16 protein-coding genes and 3 tRNA genes are annotated in these 19576 nt (G+C 71.3%); 6 read left to right on the forward strand and 13 right to left on the reverse strand.

Translation table 11 applies throughout. From position 1 onward, the window contains the following. Positions 1–144 precede the first annotated feature (144 nt). The 6 genes from ACFUNE_RS00530 to ACFUNE_RS00555 all read right to left on the reverse strand — a co-directional run bounded on the left by ACFUNE_RS00530 (position 145) and on the right by ACFUNE_RS00555 (position 2934). Entirely contained in the window at positions 145–489 is a 345-nt protein-coding gene (locus ACFUNE_RS00530) for a DUF6281 family protein (RefSeq protein ID WP_383560625.1), read from the reverse strand. Between the two features lie 1003 nt (positions 490–1492). Then, on the reverse strand, positions 1493–1837 hold the full coding sequence (locus ACFUNE_RS00535; protein ID WP_383560627.1) for a hypothetical protein: 345 nt from the start codon (positions 1835–1837) through the stop codon (positions 1493–1495). A 98-nt stretch (positions 1838–1935) separates the two neighbouring features. Next, on the reverse strand, positions 1936–2199 hold the full coding sequence (locus tag ACFUNE_RS00540) for a hypothetical protein (protein WP_383560630.1): 264 nt from the start codon (positions 2197–2199) through the stop codon (positions 1936–1938). A 300-nt stretch (positions 2200–2499) separates the two neighbouring features. Further along, positions 2500–2573: transfer RNA gene (locus ACFUNE_RS00545), tRNA-Ile, on the reverse strand. A 210-nt stretch (positions 2574–2783) separates the two neighbouring features. Next, positions 2784–2856: transfer RNA gene (locus ACFUNE_RS00550), tRNA-Asn, on the reverse strand. A 5-nt stretch (positions 2857–2861) separates the two neighbouring features. Further along, positions 2862–2934 (reverse strand) — tRNA-Asn (locus ACFUNE_RS00555). Positions 2935–3115: 181 nt separating this feature from the next. Between ACFUNE_RS00555 and ACFUNE_RS00560 the strand changes: the two genes are divergently transcribed. The 4 genes from ACFUNE_RS00560 (at position 3116) to ACFUNE_RS00575 (ending at position 8703) form a co-directional block, all read left to right on the forward strand. Further along, positions 3116–3418: a YtxH domain-containing protein gene (locus tag ACFUNE_RS00560; protein WP_376368607.1), complete on the forward strand. Its 303-nt coding sequence runs from the start codon at positions 3116–3118 to the stop codon at positions 3416–3418. A gap of 65 nt (positions 3419–3483) precedes the next feature. Next, on the forward strand, positions 3484–4932 hold the full coding sequence (locus ACFUNE_RS00565; protein ID WP_383560632.1) for an FGGY family carbohydrate kinase: 1449 nt from the start codon (positions 3484–3486) through the stop codon (positions 4930–4932). Positions 4933–5044: 112 nt separating this feature from the next. After that, positions 5045–6778 (forward strand): ABC transporter ATP-binding protein, encoded by a 1734-nt coding sequence (locus tag ACFUNE_RS00570; RefSeq protein WP_383560635.1) that lies wholly within the window; start codon positions 5045–5047, stop codon positions 6776–6778. Further along, positions 6778–8703: an ABC transporter ATP-binding protein gene (locus ACFUNE_RS00575; protein ID WP_383560638.1), complete on the forward strand. Its 1926-nt coding sequence runs from the start codon at positions 6778–6780 to the stop codon at positions 8701–8703. Before ACFUNE_RS00570 ends, ACFUNE_RS00575 begins: the two co-directional genes overlap by 1 nt. 45 nt (positions 8704–8748) lie before the next feature. Here the strand turns inward: ACFUNE_RS00575 and ACFUNE_RS00580 are convergent, their stop codons facing one another. The 5 genes from ACFUNE_RS00580 to ACFUNE_RS00600 all read right to left on the reverse strand — a co-directional run bounded on the left by ACFUNE_RS00580 (position 8749) and on the right by ACFUNE_RS00600 (position 15639). Then, the gene (locus ACFUNE_RS00580; protein ID WP_383561657.1) at positions 8749–9840 is read right to left on the reverse strand and encodes an RNA polymerase sigma factor; all 1092 of its coding nucleotides are present in this window, start codon (positions 9838–9840) and stop codon (positions 8749–8751) included. A gap of 160 nt (positions 9841–10000) precedes the next feature. Next, a complete protein-coding gene (gene dnaG / locus ACFUNE_RS00585) occupies positions 10001–11911 on the reverse strand; it encodes a DNA primase (RefSeq protein ID WP_383560641.1) in 1911 nt (636 codons plus the stop codon). Positions 11912–12008: 97 nt separating this feature from the next. Further along, entirely contained in the window at positions 12009–13268 is a 1260-nt protein-coding gene (locus ACFUNE_RS00590) for an NAD(P)/FAD-dependent oxidoreductase (RefSeq protein ID WP_383560644.1), read from the reverse strand. 118 nt (positions 13269–13386) lie between these two features. Beyond that, a complete protein-coding gene (locus tag ACFUNE_RS00595) occupies positions 13387–14697 on the reverse strand; it encodes a deoxyguanosinetriphosphate triphosphohydrolase (RefSeq protein ID WP_383560646.1) in 1311 nt (436 codons plus the stop codon). 36 nt (positions 14698–14733) lie between these two features. Continuing rightward, on the reverse strand, positions 14734–15639 hold the full coding sequence (locus tag ACFUNE_RS00600; RefSeq protein WP_383560649.1) for a sirohydrochlorin chelatase: 906 nt from the start codon (positions 15637–15639) through the stop codon (positions 14734–14736). Positions 15640–15817: 178 nt separating this feature from the next. On the opposite strand from ACFUNE_RS00600, the gene ACFUNE_RS00605 reads away from it, so the two are divergent. After that, complete coding sequence (locus ACFUNE_RS00605) at positions 15818–16570, forward strand: vancomycin high temperature exclusion protein (RefSeq protein ID WP_383560651.1); 753 nt, start codon at positions 15818–15820, stop codon at positions 16568–16570. Between the two features lie 67 nt (positions 16571–16637). After that, complete coding sequence (locus ACFUNE_RS00610) at positions 16638–18713, forward strand: molybdopterin oxidoreductase family protein (RefSeq protein ID WP_383560652.1); 2076 nt, start codon at positions 16638–16640, stop codon at positions 18711–18713. On the opposite strand, the gene ACFUNE_RS00615 is transcribed toward ACFUNE_RS00610, so the two are convergent. Then, a complete protein-coding gene (locus ACFUNE_RS00615; RefSeq protein WP_383560654.1) occupies positions 18676–19221 on the reverse strand; it encodes a gamma-glutamylcyclotransferase in 546 nt (181 codons plus the stop codon). The two genes, ACFUNE_RS00610 and ACFUNE_RS00615, sit on opposite strands and share 38 nt — an antisense overlap. Beyond that, entirely contained in the window at positions 19218–19556 is a 339-nt protein-coding gene (cutA, locus tag ACFUNE_RS00620) for a divalent-cation tolerance protein CutA (RefSeq protein ID WP_383560658.1), read from the reverse strand. The genes ACFUNE_RS00615 and cutA overlap by 4 nt, the downstream gene beginning before the upstream one ends. Between the last annotated feature and the right edge of the window lie 20 nt (positions 19557–19576).

Below are 19576 nucleotides of genomic sequence, written 5' to 3' on the forward strand. Positions count from 1 at the left end.
GAACGCCCGCGACAGCGGCTGTGAGCGTGCCGGGCGTGCCGACGTCGGCTAGCGAGGCTGCGAACGGCCTTCACGTGGCTGCCCAGTCCGCCGCGGGGCCCGGTGTGGCGTCAGCCTAGGACCACACCGAACTCCGCATGCAGATCAGGAGCCGTCGATCAGCTTCTGCACCTCGGGTGGGAACTCCGAGCCGGAGGGAACGGCGAAGAACTTCGCTGTCTCCGGTGTGTCCCCCACAGCGATGGCGACCTCGGGAGAGATGCCTTCCACTTCGTAGGCAGTCCCCGTCACACCGGCCGGCTCCTCGCCCCCACCCTGATCGCCGGTGTCTTCGCAGGGTGGCTCGGTGGCGACTCCGAGCTTCTTCCCGGGGGTGAACTTCACATTGCCCACGTCTTCGTACGTCGTGTCCTGGTAGGTGTACTGGGCGACGCAGGAGGCCCCGCCGCCACCGCTGTCGGCCGTACACGCGGCTACTGACGTCACCATGGCCGCCGCCACTAGCAAGCCGGCGGATCGCCTGGTCCAGCTCATGTGTGTCCCCCCTCAGTAGGTGCTGCAAAGAAGAGGAGCACCTCCTCCTTGCCGAGTGACCTCACCCTCGTTCAGCACGGGAATGCGGTCGTGCCCGCGGTGAGGCTCTCGTTTTCCGACCTTCGACGTCGGTACCTCGGATCAGGTTCCCCTGCCGTGCACATTCCTCGGAGCGAGGCGTGATCCTGCGGCGGGCGGCAGGCGGCGAGCGGCAGGATCACGCTCGGGTCAGCCGGGCGGCGCCGGCCGCTGCCCCTGGTGCACCGGCCGGCGCGGCCAGGACGAGCCAGGCATGATCCCCGGCGCCGTGGGGCGCGACACCGCCCGGCACGTGGCCCTGGCCTGGGGGGCTTTCACGGAACGTCCTTCTGCTGGGGGCCACAGCAGAAGCCGCCAGGGCGCCCCCCAAAGACCCACCGAGTGGTCGGCCAGGCATCTGCTGGTCCCGCACATTGCCGTAGTACTGAACAGCCCCAGCCCTCTGCCGCACAACTCAAGGGCACGGGAGCCCTGCCCGTTGCGGGCCTCGCCCTGCCATTGTCACCCGATCAGTGGCCACGCTGAAAATGCTCACTACTGGTCCGCGTCCGCACCGCCCACGAAGCCCCTTGCAATGACGCGTCGGCCGCTGACGACTGAGAACGTCTCGTGCCCGGCCGCGTAGTCGGCACTCCGTACGCGACCCCGCCGAGATGGCCTACGACGTCTCAGCTCGCCGTCCCCCATACCGGGCGCAGAAGACTGACCGGAGGCGATCTGGCGATGCTGGAGCTGCTCCGCCGCGGGGCGACAGGGCGCTTGGGGCGAGTGCTGCGAGTTCATACGTGGCCAGAGCTCGGCCCGGGGCACGGACGGCCAGGGCAGCACAGGTCCGTACCGAGCCGAGAACCGTCAACAACCCGTACGCGCAGTTGGCCGGCCCGCTATACCCGGGGGCGGAGGGGGCCGACGCCTGCGGTCAGACCCTTTCCACTCGAATGGGATGGTCCGCCAGGAACTTGGCCATGTCGTCGACATCCGAGGTGAAGACGGTGACCTCGATGCCGCGCTCCGCAGTCCTGACGGCTACGGCAGCCAAGACTGCATCGATGGCGTACTTGTGCCCGTGCAGCCCAGCGGTCTTCAACATGCCGCGAGCCAGGGAGATCACCCGGTCGTCCGTGTGCTCCACGTCAATCCGGGACAACGCCCACTCCCACAGCCCTTGGCGCGCACCTTGTTGAGGGTGCCACGCCTCCAGCGTGGTGAGCGCGCTGGTGACGACGGCGATGTCCAGGCGCGGCGCCGCCTTCACCAAAGCCATCACCTGACGGTCGCCCTGGACTGTCATCGACAACGCTTGGGAGTCGAGAACGAAGGCGCGCCGACGCGCAGATGGGACACTGGCGCGCTTCGAACGGCTCACGCCGCGGCGTCGGGCGAGCGCTGCTCGTCATGCCAGTCATCGATGGCCGCGATGCGCTCCAACGCCGCCCGCTCTTCCTCGGCCGCAACCGGGCCGTACTCGGCTTCCAGGCGGCCCGTCAGCTCGCGGAGCCGGTCCATGGCGTCCTGATGCGCCGCAGCTGCCGCGATATAGGCAGACACTCCCCGGGCATCCACCCGCCCCTTGATCGATTCGACCAGCTCATCCGGCACTGTGATCGTGATCTTCCGAGTTGCCATACTCGAAGTATGCCACGCGATCCCGCCGATACGTATGGCACAACAGCACTCGTACACGAGTCTCCCCCGCGCCGGACGGGGCAAGGGCACCCCATCACCTTCCCGGGCAGCCGTGGGACCGCTCCACGACGCTCCCACGGGGGCGTCGCTACAAAATCCCAGGTCAAAGCCGTTCAGAGCTGATCTTCGATGCGCGAGGACTCGTATCCGCCACACCTCTGCGAGGCGAACGCCACACCTAATGCGCCCCCGAAAAACGCGTTTCCCCAGGTCAGAACGATTCTGCCTGGGGATGCTCGGTGGGGCGGGTGGGACTCGAACCCACGGCCGACGGATTATGAGTCCGCTGCTCTAACCGGCTGAGCTACCGCCCCGTTACGGCGTGGCGCGTACACGTGTACGCGCCGTCTGCCGCAGCATAGCCGGTCATACGATCTCCTGCTGGCGATGGTCGGCTTCGCGTGACCATGAAGACAGTGCAGCGTGCTGCCCGGTTCCAGACGATGCGGAATCACCCCGAAAGAGTCACGGACCACCTCTGCGGGGCACACGAAAAAGGGCCCCGAAGGGCCCTCTTCCGTTCGCTCCCCCGACTGGACTCGAACCAGTAACCCTCCGGTTAACAGCCGAATGCTCTGCCAATTGAGCTACAGGGGATCGCGCTCCCCCGACTGGACTCGAACCAGTAACCTGCCGGTTAACAGCCGGCTGCTCTGCCAATTGAGCTACAGGGGATTGCTGCGTTGCCTCGAATCGTACCTGCCTGGCTGCTGCCGAGCGGCGCGCGTTCGCTGCGACACATACATTAGCGCAAGCAGGGGGGTGCTCCGCCAATCGGTATCTCCCGGGGTGATCTCGGGTGTCTGCGGGTAGGCGGGCAGCACATGTCGCACGGAGCGAAGGAAGGGTGGCAGCCATGCGGTACCGGCTCACGTTCATCGCCGGAGTGGCCCTCGGTTACGTGCTCGGCACGCGAGCCGGGCGCGAGCGTTACGAGCAGCTGAAGAAGGCGGCGCAGCAGCTGGCCGAGAATCCCGCTGTGCGGAACGCGGCGGAGTCCGCCGCGCACGGCAGTCGGGACTTCGCCGGCAAGGCGTACCACTCGGTGAGCGAGAAGGTCGGGGACAAGGTCCCCGTGTCCGTCTCCGACCGGGTGCGCTCGCTGCGTGAGCGCAGCGGCCACAACGGCAGCGACGACTGGGGCACGACCAACACCTGAGGCCCGTTCCCGTACCGGGTACCGCCCGGTACGGGAACGGTCCCGCGTGCGGCAGAATCTTGTCCATGGGCATAGTGGCCGGCTTGGACAGTTCATCCGCCTTCACGCACATCGTCGTCTGCGACTCGGACACCGGTGCGGTACTGCGGCAGGGGTACGCCGCGCATCCCATCGAGGCCAAGGCCTCCGAGGTGGATCCGCAGGCGTGGCTGCTCTCACTCGGTGAGGCGGCCTCAGGAGGGCTGCTCGAAGGCGTGCAGGCCATCGGTGTGTCCGCGCAGCAGCACGGGCTGGTGCCGCTGGACCACCAGGGCAATCTCGTACGTCCGGCGCTGCTCGGCAACGACCGGCGGGCGCAGGCCGCCGCGGCCGACCTGATCGACGGACTCGGCGGGCGCCAGCCCTGGGCCGAGGCCGTAGGAGCCGTACCGCAGGCCGCGCAGCCGGTGGCGAAGCTGCGCTGGATGGTGCGGACCGAGCCGGAGAACGCACAGCGCGTCGCCGCCGTCCTGCAGCCCCACGACTGGCTGGTGTGGCAGCTCCTCGGGCGGCCCGCCCGCCGGACGACGGACCGCGGTGCCGCGTCGGGAACCGGCTACTGGTCGGCCGGCTCCGCGTCCTACCGGCCCGATCTCGTGGAGCTGGCTCTCGGCCATCAGGCCGCGCTGCCCGAGGTCCTCGGCCCGGCCGACGCCGCCGGGACGACACCGGAGGGGCTGCTGATCTCGGCGGGCACCGGCGAGACGATGGCGGCGGCCTTCGGTCTGGGCGTCGCCGTCGGGGATGCCGTCGTGTCGCTGGGGGCCTCCGGTTCGGTGATGGCCGTCCACCACGAGGCGCTGGCCGACCCGACGGGGATGATCACCTCCTTCGCCGACGCGACCGGGATGCACCTCCCGGTGGTCCACACGTCGAACGCGGTGCGCGCCCTGCGTGGCACCGCCGAGATGCTGGGCCTCGAAGGCGGTCTGGACGAACTGTCCGCGCTGGCCCTCAAGTCGACGCCCGGTGCATCCGGGCTCGTCCTGCTGCCGTACCTGGAGGGCGAGCGCACGCCGCATCTGCCGCACACCGCGGGGACGCTGAGCGGGCTGCGGCGCGAGTCGATGAAGCCGGAGCACCTGGCGCGGGCCGCCTTCGAGGGGATGCTCTGCTCGCTGGCCGACGCGCTGGACGTGCTGCGCGACCGGGGTGTGGAGGTGCGGCGGGTGTTCCTGCTGGGCGGAGCGGCCGAGCTGCCGGCCGTGCAGGCGCTGGCACCCGCGGTGCTGGGGACCCAGGTCGTCGTGCCGCAGCCCGCCGAGTACGCGGCGCTGGGTGCGGCCCGGCAGGCCGCGTGGGCCCTCGGTGTCTCGCAGGGCACGCTGGATCCGCGTACTCCCCCGGCCTGGAGGGGTGCGGCGGCGCAGGTGCTGGAGCCGGGCGACGAGCTGCCGGTCGGGCGCGCGGTGCGCCAGCAGTACGGCGCGACCCGGGACCAGATCCACCCCGGGGCGTTCGGCGGCACCGCCTGAGGGGAGGGGTCCCCCGGAATTTGACCCGCGCTTGAGCAAAAGGGTTCGCCGCCGGGGCAGGCCGTGCCGGAGTATGGATCGGCCTCTGCCCGTCGCCGACCGAGAGACACGCGTGCTCATAAAACTCCTGCGGACCTATCTGGGTCCGTACAGACAGCCCATCATGCTGCTGGTACTGCTCCAGCTCCTGCAGACCTGCGCCAGCCTCTATCTGCCCAGCCTCAACGCGGACATCATCGACAACGGTGTCGTGCAGGGTGACACGGGTTACATCCTGCAGTACGGCGCCATGATGATCGCGGTCAGCGTCATCCAGATCGTCTGCAACATCGGGGCCGTCTACTACGGCGCCCGGACCGCTTCCGCCCTCGGGCGCGACGTCCGGGCGTCGGTCTTCGGCCGCGTGCAGTCGTTCTCCGCCCGCGAGGTGGGACGGTTCGGGGCTCCTTCGCTGATCACCCGCACGACCAACGACGTGCAGCAGGTCCAGATGCTCGTCCTGATGGCGTTCACCCTGATGGTCTCGGCGCCCATCATGTGCGTCGGCGGCGTCATCATGGCGCTCGGCCAGGACGTCCCGCTGTCGGCGGTGCTGCTGGCCGTGCTGCCCGTCCTCGGTGTCTCGGTGAGCCTGATCGTGAGGCGGATGCGACCGCTGTTCCGCACGATGCAGGTGCGGCTGGACACGGTGAACCGCGTACTGCGCGAGCAGATCACCGGCAACCGTGTGATCCGCGCCTTCATCCGTGACGGTTACGAGGAGGAGCGCTTCCGCGGCGCCAACAGGGAGCTGACGGACGTCGCGGTGTCGACGGGCCGGCTGATGGCCCTCATGTTCCCGACCGTGATGACGGTGGTGAACCTGTCGTCCATCGCGGTGGTCTGGTTCGGGGCGCACCGCATCGACAGCGGCGGGATGCAGATCGGGGCGCTGACGGCGTTCCTCGCGTATCTGATGCAGATCGTCATGTCGGTGATGATGGCCACCTTCATGTTCATCATGGTGCCGCGCGCCGAGGTGTGCGCCGAGCGCATCCAGGAGGTCCTGGAGACCGAGTCGAGCGTCGTGCCGCCCACCGCCCCGGTCACGAAGCTGCTCAAACACGGCCACCTGGAGATACGGGGTGCGGAGTTCCGCTACCCGGGTGCCGAGGAACCGGTGCTGCGTTCCGTCGATCTCGTGGCGCGGCCCGGGGAGACGACCGCGATCATCGGGTCGACCGGCAGCGGGAAGTCGACGCTGCTCGGGCTCGTGCCGCGGCTGTTCGACGCGACGGACGGCGATGTGCTCGTCGACGGTACGGACGTGCGGACGATGGATCCGGTCCTGCTGGCGAAGACCGTGAGCCTGGTCCCGCAGAAGCCGTACCTGTTCTCGGGGACGGTCGCGACGAACCTGCGCTACGGCAATCCGGACGCGACCGACGAGCAGCTGTGGCACGCCCTGGAGGTGGCTCAGGCGAAGGAGTTCGTGGAGCGGCTGGAACACGGCCTGGACGCACCGATCGCGCAGGGCGGCACCAACGTCTCCGGTGGGCAGCGTCAGCGGCTGGCGATCGCGCGGACGCTGGTGCAGCAGCCGGAGATCTACCTCTTCGACGACTCGTTCTCGGCGCTGGACTACGCGACGGACGCCGCGCTGCGCGGCGCGCTCTCCCACGAGACGGCGGGGGCGACCGTGGTGATCGTGGCGCAGCGGGTGTCCACGATCCGTGACGCCGACCGGATCCTGGTGCTCGACGAGGGCCGGGTCGTCGGGACGGGCAGCCATCACGAGCTGATGGACGGCAACGAAACCTACCGGGAGATCGTGCTCTCCCAGCTGACGGAAGCGGAGGCCGCCTGATGGCAGGACCGGGCGGACGGATGATGGCCCAGGGGCCCACCGAGCGGTCCATGGACTTCAAGGGGTCCGGGAAGCGGCTGCTGCGGAGGTTCAGCAAGGAGAGGTCCTCGCTGTACCTGATGCTGGGCGCGGGGACGCTGAGCGTGGCGCTCTCCGTGGTCGGGCCCAAGATCCTCGGCGGGGCGACGGACCTGATCTTCGCGGGTGTCGTCGGACGGCAGATGCCGGACGGCACCACGAAGGAGCAGGCCATCGACGGCCTGCGCGAGCAGGGCAACGGCGGACTGGCCGACATGCTGGGCGGGGTGGACTTCACCCCCGGTGACGGCATCGACTTCGGCGCCGTGGGCCAGGTCCTGCTCGCGGCGCTGGTGGTGTACGTCGGCGCGGGGCTGCTGATGCTGGTGTCGACCCGGCTGTCGATCCGGGTGATCAACCGGGTCGTCTTCCAGCTGCGCGAGGACCTGCAGACGAAGCTGGCGCGGCTGCCCCTGTCGTACTTCGACAAGCAGCAGCGCGGCGAGGTGCTGAGCCGGGCGACGAACGACATCGACAACATCTCGCAGACGATGCAGCAGACGATGGGCCAGCTGATCAACTCGCTGCTGACCATCGTCGGTGTGCTGATCATGATGTTCTGGATCTCGCCGCTGCTCGCCCTGGTCGCGCTGGTGACGATCCCGCTGTCGGTGGTCGTCGCGACGCGGGTAGGCAAGCGGTCGCAGCCGCACTTCGTGGCGCAGTGGAAGGTGACGGGCAGGCTCAACGCCCACATCGAGGAGATGTACACCGGCCACACCCTGGTGAAGGTCTTCGGGCGGCAGGAGGAGTCCGCGAAGGACTTCGCCGAGCAGAACGACGCGCTGTACGAGGCGGGCTTCAAGGCCCAGTTCAACAGCGGGATCATGCAGCCGCTGATGATGTTCGTGTCCAACCTGAACTACGTGCTGGTCGCGGTCGTCGGCGGGCTGCGGGTGGCGTCGGGTTCGCTGTCCATCGGTGACGTGCAGGCGTTCATCCAGTACTCGCGGCAGTTCTCGATGCCGCTGACCCAGGTCGCCTCGATGGCGAACCTGGTGCAGTCGGGCATCGCGTCGGCCGAGCGGGTCTTCGGCCTGCTGGACGCCGAGGAGCAGGGGCCCGACCCCGATCCGGCCGAGCGGCCGGAGGAGCTGCGCGGCAGTGTCGCGCTGGAGAACGTGTCCTTCCGCTACGACCCGGAGAAGCCGCTCATCGAGGATCTCTCGCTGAGCGTGGAGCCCGGCCACACGGTCGCGATCGTCGGGCCGACCGGCGCGGGGAAGACGACGCTGGTCAATCTGCTCATGCGGTTCTACGAGGTGACGGGCGGCCGGATCACCCTCGACGGGGTCGACGCGGCGAGGATGACGCGTGACGAACTCCGTTCGGGCATAGGCATGGTGCTCCAGGACACCTGGCTGTTCGGCGGCACGATCGCGGAGAACATCGCCTACGGCGCCTCGCGGGAGGTGACCCGGGAGGAGATCGAGGAGGCGGCGCGGGCGGCCCACGCCGACCGTTTCGTCCGTACGCTGCCCGACGGTTACGACACGGTGATCGACGACGAGGGCGCGGGGGTCAGCGCGGGCGAGAAGCAGCTGATCACCATCGCGCGGGCGTTCCTGTCCGACCCGGTGATCCTGGTCCTCGACGAGGCCACCAGCTCGGTGGACACGCGTACCGAGGTGCTGATCCAGAAGGCGATGGCGCGGCTGGCCCACGGCCGTACGAGCTTCGTGATCGCCCACCGGCTCTCCACCATCCGGGACGCGGACGTGATCCTGGTGATGGAGAGCGGCTCGATCGTCGAACAGGGCACGCACGACGAGCTGCTGGCGGCCGAGGGGGCCTACGCCCGGCTGTACGCGGCGCAGTTCGCGCAGGCGCTGGCCGAGGTCGACTGATCCGGACCGGCCGGCGACCGGGCGCGGCCCGATCGCCGGCCGGTCTCAGTCCAGATAGCCGCGGAGCTGGTCGGCGAAGGCGTGGTCCCGCAGCTTGTCGAGCGTCTTGGACTCGATCTGGCGGATGCGTTCGCGTGTCACGCCGAAGATCCTCCCGATCTCCTCGAGCGTGCGGGGGCGCCCGTCGTCCAGCCCGTAGCGCAGCTGGACGACCTTCCGCTCCCGCTCCCCGAGGGTGGAGAGCACCGCTTCCAGATGCTCGCGCAGCAGGAGGAAGGCCGCGGACTCGACCGGTGAGGCGGCGTCGCCGTCCTCGATGAGGTCGCCGAAGGCGACGTCGTCCTCCTCGCCCACGGGGGCGTGCAGGGAGACGGGCTCCTGGGCGAGGCGCAGGACCTCGCCGACGCGTTCGGGTGTGAGGTCGAGCTGGGCGGCGACCTCTTCGGCGGTGGGTTCGTAGCCCCGCTCCTGGAGCATGCGGCGCTGGACGCGTACGACCCGGTTGATCAGCTCGACGACGTGGACCGGGACCCGTATCGTCCTGGCCTGGTCGGCCAGCGCGCGGGACATCGCCTGACGGATCCACCAGGTGGCGTACGTGGAGAACTTGTAGCCGCGGGCGTAGTCGAACTTCTCGACCGCCCTGATCAGTCCGAGGTTCCCCTCCTGGACCAGGTCGAGCATGGTCAGGCCCCGGCCGACGTAGCGCTTGGCCACGGAGACGACGAGGCGGAGGTTGGCCTCGATGAGCCGGCGTTTCGCCATCCGTCCCAGGACCACCAGGCGGTCCAGGTCGAAGGCGAGCCGGGAGTCCGGGTCGGGGGTGCGGGCGAGCCGTTCCTCGGCGAAGAGTCCCGCCTCGACGCGGCGGGCGAGGTCCACCTCCTCGGCGGCGCTCAGCAGCGGGATCCGTCCGATCTCGCGTAAGTACTGGCGGAAGAGGTCGGACGACGGGCCGCCCGCCTCCGGGCGGCTGCGCGGCTCGGGGAGCCCGGGGGGCTCCACCGGTTCCTCCAGCACCGGTTCGGGCGTGCCCGCCGTCTCCGGGTGACGTGTGACCCGGTTCTGCGCGGGAATCGCCGGGACATGCTCGGTCGTGATCGGCACGGTCCGGGTCTGCACGGGGGCGACCTCCAGGTGATCGCTGCCGGACCGCGGGGATGGAGGTCCGCCCTCGGCGGACCGCCGCGCTCCGATGACTCAGGCACCGCCATCCAGTGTGGGGTACGACACATCACCGCCACGAGGGGCGTGCGGTGACTTTTTGCGTCCGGAGCGTGACGGGGTGCTGATCGGGTCAGAGGGCGTCGGCGCCGTGGCTCCGCAGCGACTGGGCGTACTGCTGGAGGACCCAGACCTCGTTCTGCGCGGCGGCCAGGTGGTCCGGCGCGACGTTGCTGCCCAGGCGGGCGAGGCTGCTCTGGACGTCGTCGATCCTGCGGTCGACCGCGCGCAGACGGACGTTGACCAGGTGCTGGCCCGCGTACGTCTCGTCGATGGACTTGCCGTGGAAGACCTCGACCGCGAGCTCGGTGACGAGCTTGCGGACGGTGTCGTCGGGGGTGGCGTCGAGCACCTGGACCAGGTACTCGCGGGTCTCGGCGACCCCCAGCTCCGCGCCGCCGGCCTCCGCGATGCACTGGCGTACCGCCGCGTACGGCGGGGCGGTGAACTCGTCGATGCCGTAGGCGTCGAAAGCCGGGGAGACCAGGGCCGGCTTCTGCAGGGCGAGCTTGAGCAGCTCGCGCTCCGTGCGGTGTGCGGGACTGCGGAGGTTGAGCGCGGGACCGGACGGGGCGGCGGGGGCCTGGATGCCGTGCTGCGGGGCGCCTCCCCGGGAGGGCTTGCCCGGCGCGGATCCCCGCTGGTCGCCCCGGCCCCGGGCCCACTGGGCGAGCTGGTTGACCCGGTGGACGACGAATTCCTGGTCGAGGATGCCGACGAAGCCCGCGAGCTGGACGGCCACCTCGCGTTGCACACTGCTCGTCTTGATCTTCGCCACCACGGCGGCCGCCTCGTCGAGCGCGGCGGCGCGCCCCGCGGGGGTCTCCAGGTCGTAGCGGCCGACGATCTGGCGGAGCGCGAACTCGAAGAGCGGGGTGCGGGGTTCGGTCAGGTCGCGGACGGCGTCGTCACCCTTGGCGAGCCGCAGGTCGCACGGGTCCATGTTGTCCGGGGCGATCGCGATGTAGGTCTCGGCGGCGAATTTCTGGTCGTCCTCGAAGGCGCGCAGGGCGGCCTTCTGGCCTGCCGCGTCACCGTCGAAGGTGAAGATCACCCGGGCGCTGCCGTTGTCCATCAGGAGCCGTCGGAGGATCTTGATGTGGTCGTTGCCGAACGCCGTGCCGCAGGTGGCGATGGCGGTGGTGACCCCGGCGAGGTGGCAGGCCATGACGTCGGTGTAGCCCTCGACGACGACGGCACGGCTCGCCTTGGCGATGTCCTTCTTCGCCAGGTCGATGCCGTACAGCACCTGGGACTTCTTGTAGATCGAGGTCTCGGGGGTGTTCAGGTACTTCGGGCCGTTGTCGTCGTCGCGCAGCTTGCGGGCGCCGAAGCCGACGATCTCGCCGGAGGTGTCGCTGATCGGCCACATGAGCCGGCCGCGGAAGCGGTCGATGGGGCCCCGGCGGCCGTCCTGGGAGAGCCCGGAGTTGATCAGCTCCTTGTCGCTGAAGCCCTTGCCGCGCAGGAAGCGGGTGAGGTGGTCCCAGCCGGCGGGGCTGTATCCGACGCCGAAGTGTGCGGCCGCGTCCTGGTCGAAGCCCCGCCCGGCGAGGAACGCGCGTCCGATCTCCGCTTCGGGGCCGTCCAGCTGCTCACGGTAGAAATCAGCGGCGATCTTGTGCGCCTCGACCAGCCTGATGCGCTCGCCGCGCTGGTGGGAGGGGTTGTAGCCGCCCTCCTCGTAGCGCAGGGTGATGCCCGCCTTGGCGGCGAGGCGCTCGACCGTCTCGGAGAAGGTGAGGTGATCGATCTTCATCACGAAGGCGATCGTGTCGCCGCCCTCCTGGCAGCCGAAGCAGTGGAACAGGCCCTTGCCCGGGCTCACCTGGAAGGAGGGGGACTTCTCGTCGTGGAAGGGGCAGAGTCCCTTGAGGTTGCCGCCGCCCGCGCTGCGCAGCTGGAGGTACTCGGATACGACGGCGTCGATCGGGACCGCGTCCCGGACCGCCTTCACGTCGTCGTCATTGATCCTGCCTGCCACGAGTGAAGTCTACGGGTGGGCCCGGCCGTCCGGGACCGGCCGGCGGCGGGGCCCGTACCGGGGCGCGGCTGCCGGTCCCGGACGGCCGGGCCATCACTCAGAGCAGGGACTCCAGGGGCACCGAGGGGTCGCCCAGGGCGTCCGGGTCGACCGGCCGGGCTGCCTTGACCAGCTTCTGGATGCTCTCGGTGACGTCCCACACATTCACGTTCATCCCGGCGAGGACCCGGCGGTCCTTGAGCCAGAAGGCGATGAACTCGCGCTTCCCTGCGTCACCCCGGAGGACGACCTGGTCGTAGGAGCCGGGCGGCGCCCAGCCGGAGTACTCAAGGCCGAGGTCGTACTGGTCGGAGAAGAAGTACGGCACGCGGTCGTACGTCACGTCCTGGCCGAGCATGGCCTTCGCGGCGGCCGGTCCGCTGTTCAGGGCGTTGGCCCAGTGCTCCACGCGCAGCCGGCGGCCGAACAGCGGGTGGTCCACGGACGCGATGTCCCCGGCGGCGTAGATGTGCGGGTCGGAGGTGCGCAGGGAGGCGTCCACGGCGACACCGCCGCCCTCGGACCGCTGCGCCATGTCGAGCCCGGCGGCCTCGGCGAGCGAGGTGCGCGGGGCCGCGCCGATCGCGGCGAGCACGTCGTGGGCGGGGTGCTCCTCGCCGTCGTCGGTGCGGGCGGCGAGGACCAGGCCGTCCTCTCCGGTGATCTCGGTGAGGCGGGCCCCGAAGTGGAAGCGGACCCCGTGCTCGGCGTGCAGCTCGGTGAAGATCTGGCCGACCTCCGGGCCGACGACGTGGTGCAGCGGGGTCGCGGAGGGAGCGACGACGGTGACCTCGGCGCCGTAGCCGCGGGCCGCCGCGGCGACCTCCAGGCCGATCCAGCCGGCTCCCGCGACCACCAGGTGGCCGTTGTCCCGGCCGAGGGCGGCGAGGACGCCCCGCAGCCGGTCTGAGTGGGCGAGGCGGCGCAGGTGGTGGACGCCGACCAGCCCGGTGCCGGGGATGTCGAGACGCCGGGGCTCGGCGCCGGTGGCGAGCAGCAGCTTGTCGTAGTGGACGACGGTGTTGTCGCCGAGCTGCACGGACCGGCCGGCCCGGTCGATGGAGGTGACCACCTGGCCGAGGTGGAGCTCGATGTCGGCGCCTGCGTACCAGGCGGTCTCGTGGACGAGGACGGAGTCCCGCTCCTCCTTGCCCAGCAGGTACCCCTTGGAGAGGGGAGGCCGTTCGTACGGATGGTCGCGCTCGTCCCCGATGAGGATCACCCGGCCGCTGAAGCCCTCCGCCCGGAGGGTCTCGGCCGCCTTCGCGCCGGCGAGTCCTCCGCCGATGATGACGAACGTCCGATGTGCGTCGACCACTTGATGCCTCCTCGGTACTGTGCTGCGCGGCGCCATCACCTGCGAGCGTCCCGCACGCGGCGTGATGGCGAAAGAGGGTGTACCCCGATCAGGTCACAGCCGCTGGCATGTGGCCCGGTCATGGTCCAGTCTGCCGGGCGCCCATGAGCGTCCCGTGAAGGGAACGCGCGGAAGCGTCCGTCAGTGCGGCGATCTGGTCGACGAGGACCCGCTTGCGCGCCCGGTCGTCCTCGGCCGCCTCGTGGAGGGCGCGGAACTGCGGTTCGAGGCCCTCGGGCGCACGGGCGGTGAGGGCCGCGGCCAGCTCCGCGATGACGATCCGCTGGCCCGCACGGATGACCTCCTGCTCGGCGCGCTGCATGACGTAGCGGTCCGCGACGGCCTTGAGGACGGCGCATTCGTTGCGCACCTCGCGCGGGACGATGAGCTCGGCACCGTATCTGCTGAGCCGTCCGGGGCCGTACGCCGCGTGGGTCGCGGACTCGGCGGCGAGGCAGAACCTGCCGATGAGCTGGCTCGTCGCGTCCTTCAGCCGGGCCTGGGCGACCGCGGTGCCGTCGTAGCCGTGCGGCCACCACTCCTGGGCGGTGAGCCGGTCCAGGGCGTCGGCGAGCTCCTGGGGGTCGGTGTCCGCGGGGACGTACCGCCCGACGGCGACGTCCCAGATCTCCGCGCGCTCCGGCCCGGAGAAGAGGCAGCCCGGGTCGATGTGCCCGGCGTGCAGTCCGTCCTCGAAGTCGTGCACGGAGTAGGCGACGTCGTCGGACCAGTCCATGACCTGCGCCTCGAAGCACTTGCGGTCCTGCGGAGCGCCCTTGCGGACCCAGGCGAAGACCGGCAGGTCGTCCTCGTACACCCCGAACTTCGGTGAGCCGGGGTCCGTGGGGTGCGCCCCCCGGGCCCAGGGGTACTTGGTGGCGGCGTCCAGGGCGGCCCGGGTGAGGTTGAGCCCCACGCTGACGAGCTCCCCGCTGCGGGGGTCGCGGACGAAGCGCTTCGGTTCGAGGCGGGTCAGCAGGCGCAGCGACTGGGCGTTGCCCTCGAAGCCGCCGCAGTCCGACGCGAAGTCGTTGAGGGCCTGTTCGCCGTTGTGCCCGAAGGGCGGGTGGCCCATGTCGTGGGAGAGGCAGGCCGCCTCCACGAGGTCGGGGTCGCAGCCGAGGACGGCGCCGAGCTCCCGGCCGACCTGGGCGCACTCCAGGGAGTGGGTGAGGCGGGTGCGGGGACTGGCGTCCCAGGCCTGGCCCCGGGTGCCGGGGGTGACGACCTGGGTCTTGCCGGCGAGCCTGCGCAGGGCGGCGGAGTGGAGTACCCGCGCACGGTCGCGCTGGAACGCGGTGCGGCCGGGCCGTTTGTCCGGCTCGGTGTCCCAGCGCTCGGTGTCAGCGATGCCGTAGGGCGTGTCCCTGGGGTCGTGCGTACCGTCCATGTCTTCGACATTAGACCGGCGGGCTGACAGGAAGGGTCAGGCGGAGGCGAGGAGGTGGGGATGCGTCAGGGCGCCGTGGGCCGACGGCGCACCGGCCACGGCCCGGTCGTAGCGGTGCAGCACGAGGCGTGCCATCGCCGGGTGGGCGCCGAGCGGTGCGGCGGCGATGCCGGGAGCGGCGGCTGCCGAGACGGTCGCGAAGCGGCCGGGTGCCGTGAAGTACGACGCGACGGCGGTGCGGTGGCGGCCCCGGGCGGCGAGTGCCCGCAGGGCGGCCGGCACGGTGGGCGTGGCCGCCGAGGCGTACGCGGGCACCACGGGCACGCCGCCGAGGCGGTCGCTGAGCAGGGCGGCGGTGCGGCGCGCGTCGACGTCGGAGTCGGGGTCGCGCGACCCGGCGGCGGCGAGCACGACGGCGGCGCTGCGGCTCGTGCCGTCCTCGTCCCGCCACCCGGCCTCGACGAGACGCTCGTACAGTGCCTCGACGAGCAGCGGGTGCGGTCCGAGCGGGGCGGCGACCCTGGTCCGCAGGTGGCTCGCGGCCGCCGCGGCGAGGGGCAGGTCGTGGCGGACGTGGTGGCCGCGGCCGAGCAGCAGCGGTACGAGCACGGCGTCACCCCGCCCGATGCCGTCCAGGGTGTCCGGCAGCAGCGGTTCGTTCAGCTCGATGTGGCCGAGCCGGACGTCGAGGCCCGGCCGCAGCTCCCGTACCCCCTCCAGGAGCTCCAGGACGGTGCGCAGGGCCTGCGGGTCCCGGCTGCCGTGGGCGACGGCGACCAGGGTGGGGGCGGATCTCCGGATGCGGTGCATGGGCCTGCGGGTTCCGTTCAGGGAGACGAGGCTGAGCTGGTTTCCGAGCTGCGAGGTGATGCGGGTCAGGAGTTGCGCCGTGCTGTCGAGGGGCAGGGACTCACGTGGGTGTTCCGGTGCCGTCTCCGTCATGCACCGATCGTGCCGGGCGGACGTTGCCGGGCCGTTTCGCACCGGTGACGGGTGTTTGCCTCTGCCTCACGGACGGGGTTCCCGCGGTGTCAGTACCTGTTCACACCGGCCCGCGAACCTTTCGTCCCCGTCGTTCGTCCCATTCTCCAGGAACCGGTACGAGCGCGGGGGGCGCCGCATGCGGCTGAGGACAACGAGGGGGCTCCGCCGTGTGCGGCCCAGGGCCCTGCGACGGCAGGCCGCGCGGCTGCGGCCGCCACGCACCCGGCGGGGGCAGCGGCGGCTGCTGCAGGCGCTGATGGTCGCCTGCGTGGTGGCGCTGGCGCCCGCCGCGTGGCTGCACACCACGGCAGACGCCCGGGTGAGGACGACGGCGGACGCACCGGCGCAGCAGGTCGCCGTGGTGTTCGGGGCGGGGCTGCGGGAGGGCCTGCCGTCGCCGTACCTCGCGAACCGGCTGGACGCCGCCGCCGAGCTGTACAGGACGGGCAGGGTCCGGGTCGTGCTCGTCACCGGGGACAACAGCCGCGTGGAGTACGACGAACCGGATGCCATGCGCACGTATCTCACCGGGCGGGGGGTGCCGGACGCGCGGATCGTCAGCGACTACGCGGGCTTCGACACCTGGGACTCCTGCGTCCGGGCGAAGAGGATATTCGGGGTCGACCGGGCCGTCCTGGTGAGCCAGGGCTTCCACATACGGCGGGCGATCGCCCTCTGCCGGTCCGCCGGGATCGACGCGTACGGGGTGGGGGTCGACGCCGTACACGATGTGACCTGGTACTACGGCGGGGCGCGGGAGGTGTTCGCGGCGGGCAAGGCCCTCCTCGACGTGGTGTTCGAGCCGGATCCGCACTTCCTGGGTCCGCAGGAGCCCGGGGTGACGGAGGCACTCGCCGACGACCTCACGGCGGCGGGCGGGGCGGACTGAGGCGCGCGTACCGGGCGCGTAACCGGACGCACCGGTCCTCGTAATACCGGCCTCGCACGCTGGGCGCATGGCCCGCACCGAGACGTCCACCCACTGCCCGTACTGCGCGCTCCAGTGCGGGATGAAGCTGCGACCGGTCACCGACGGCGGGGTGGTCGAGGTCGTCGAGCGTACCGAGTTCCCCGTCAACCGGGGAGCCCTGTGCGGCAAGGGACGCACCGCCCCCGCCGTGCTCGCCGCCGGTGTGCGGCTGACGGGACCCCTGGTGCGCGACGCCGGCGGCGAGCTGGCGCCGGCGAGCTGGGACGAGGCGCTGGAGCGGATCGCGGACAGGCTGCGCGCGACCCGGGCGGAGCACGGCGCGGACGCCGTGGGCGTCTTCGGCGGCGGCGGGCTCACCAACGAGAAGGCGTACGCCCTCGGGAAGTTCGCCCGGGTGGTGCTCGGCACCTCGCAGATCGACTACAACGGCCGTTTCTGCATGTCGTCGGCGGCCGCCGCCCACCAGCGGGCGTTCGGCCTCGACCGCGGGCTGCCCTTCCCGCTGGAGGACATCCCCCGGACCGGGTGCGTGATCCTGGTCGGCTCGAACCTCGCGGAGACCATGCCCCCCGCGCTGCGCTACCTGACCGAGCTGAAGGAGAACGGCGGCCGACTGATCGTGATCGATCCGCGCCGGACCAGGACCGCCGAGCAGGCGGATCTGCACCTGGCGCCCCGTCCGGGCACCGACCTGGCCCTCGCGCTCGGCATGCTGCATCTGGCCGTGGCGGACGGGCGGGTGGACGAGGAGTTCGTCCGCACCCGGACCAGCGGCTGGGACGGGGCGAGGGCGGGCGCGATGGCGCACTGGCCGGAGCTGGTGGAGCGCCTCACCGGAGTGCCCGTGCCGCAGCTGCGCGAGGCCGTGGAGATGTTCTGCGGCGCGGAGAGCGGGATGGTGCTCACCGCGCGGGGGCCCGAGCAGCAGGCCAAGGGCACGGACACGGTGGGCGCCTGGATCAACTTCTGCCTGGCCACCGGCCGGGCGGGCCGTCCGCTGTCCGGCTACGGCTGCCTGACCGGCCAGGGCAACGGCCAGGGCGGCCGGGAGCACGGCCAGAAGGCCGACCAGCTGCCCGGTTACCGCAAGCTCACCGACCCCGCGGCGCGGCGCCATGTGGCCGGGGTGTGGGGCGTGGACCCGGACTCGCTGCCGGGGCCGGGGCGCAGTGCCTACGAGCTGCTCGACGCGCTGGGGCAGGATGTGCGGTCGCTGCTGGTCATGGGGTCGAATCCGGTCGTGTCCGCACCGCGGGCGGGGCACGTCGAGGAGCGGCTGCGGTCGCTGGACTTCCTGGCGGTCGCGGACGTGGTGCTGTCGGAGACGGCGGCACTGGCCGATGTGGTGCTGCCGGTGACGCAGTGGGCGGAGGAGAGCGGGACCACGACCAGTCTGGAGGGCAGGGTGCTGCTGCGGCAGCGTGCGGTCGCACCTCCGGAGGGCGTACGCAGCGACCTGGAGGTGCTGAACGCGCTGGCGGGTCTCCTGGGGCACGGCAAGGGCTTCCCCGCCGATCCGGAGCAGGTCTTCGACGAGCTGCGGCGGGCCTCGGCGGGCGGCCCCGCCGACTACGCGGGCATCACCTACGCCCGCATCGAGGCGGAGGACGGGGTGTTCTGGCCCTGCCCGGACGAGGAGCACGCCGGGACGCCCCGGCTGTTCCTGGAGCGGTTCGCGACGGACGACGGGCGGGCCAGGTTCGTCCCGGTCACGCACCGGCCCGCCGCCGAGGAGACGGACGCGGAGTACCCGGTGGTGCTGACGACGGGGCGGGTCGTGTCCCAGTACCAGTCGGGGGCGCAGACCCGCCGGGTGGCCGAGCTGAACGCCGCCGCACCGGGGCCGTTCGTGGAGCTGCACCCACGGCTCGCCGAGCGGATCGGGGTGGCCGAGGGCGAGAGGGTGGCGGTCACCTCGCGGCGTGGACGGGCGGTGGCACCGGCCCGGATCACGGTGGCGATCCGGCAGGACACCGTGTTCATGCCGTTCCACTGGCCGGACGAGGGCCGTGCCAACTCCCTGACGAACCCGGCGCTCGACCCGGTGTCGCGGATGCCGGAGTTCAAGGTGTGCGCCGTGCGGGTGGAGGCCGCCGGCTGAGCCAGTCGCCGCCCGGCACGGGCGTGCCGCCGGTGCGCAGGGAGCGGGCCACCGGGGCGGCCGCGAGGTAGACCCAGGCGAGCACGGTCCCGTCCCGGTCGGTTCCGGCCCGGTCGGTCCCGGCCCGGTCGATCCCGGCCTCGGCCTCGGCCGGGAAGCAGCCCTGTCTGCCCGGGACGGTGCCGTCGGCCGCCCTCGGGACCGGACGGGCGCTGCGTGCCACCCGCTCGTACAGGTTGCGGGGGTGGTCCGGGCCCAGGTACTGCTCCAGGTCGTCCAGGAGCCCGAGCAGTTCCGCGTAGGCCCCGGGGGCCGCGGTGACCAGGGTGCCGTGGACGGTGCCCGGGCCGTCGACGACGTACGGATAGCCGGGCCCCTCGTAGAGGAGGGCGCCCGGCAGCACGGCCGGCCGTTCCTCGTGTGTGCGGCCCCGGAGGAACCGGTCGTGGTTGGCCTCTCCGGGGAGGAGCGTCCCGTAGACGAAGAACGGCAGCCGGCCGTCCGTCACAGGCCAGCCACGGGCGCCGTCTCCGCGGAGACCCAGGCGAGATAGCGGTCGCTGCCGCGCACGACGGGCACCGCGATGATCTCCGGCGTCCCGTAGTCGTGCGCCGCGAGGAGGTACGCCTCCAGCTCGTCGTACCGCTGCCCCGTCGTCTTGAAGAGCACCTGCCACTCCTGACCGGACTCGACGGCGCCCTGCCACCGGTAGACGGAGGTGACGGGCGCCGGGATCTGGGCGCAGGCCGCGAGTCGCGCGTCCACGGCGCCCCGGGCCAGGGCCTGGGCCTTCTCCTCGCTGTCCGTCGTGGTCAGCACCGTCAGCCATGCGGGCTCGGTCATTCCCGGATCTCCTTGTCTCC

Source organism: Streptomyces sp. NPDC057287, assembly GCF_042667905.1.
GTDB lineage: Bacteria > Actinomycetota > Actinomycetes > Streptomycetales > Streptomycetaceae > Streptomyces.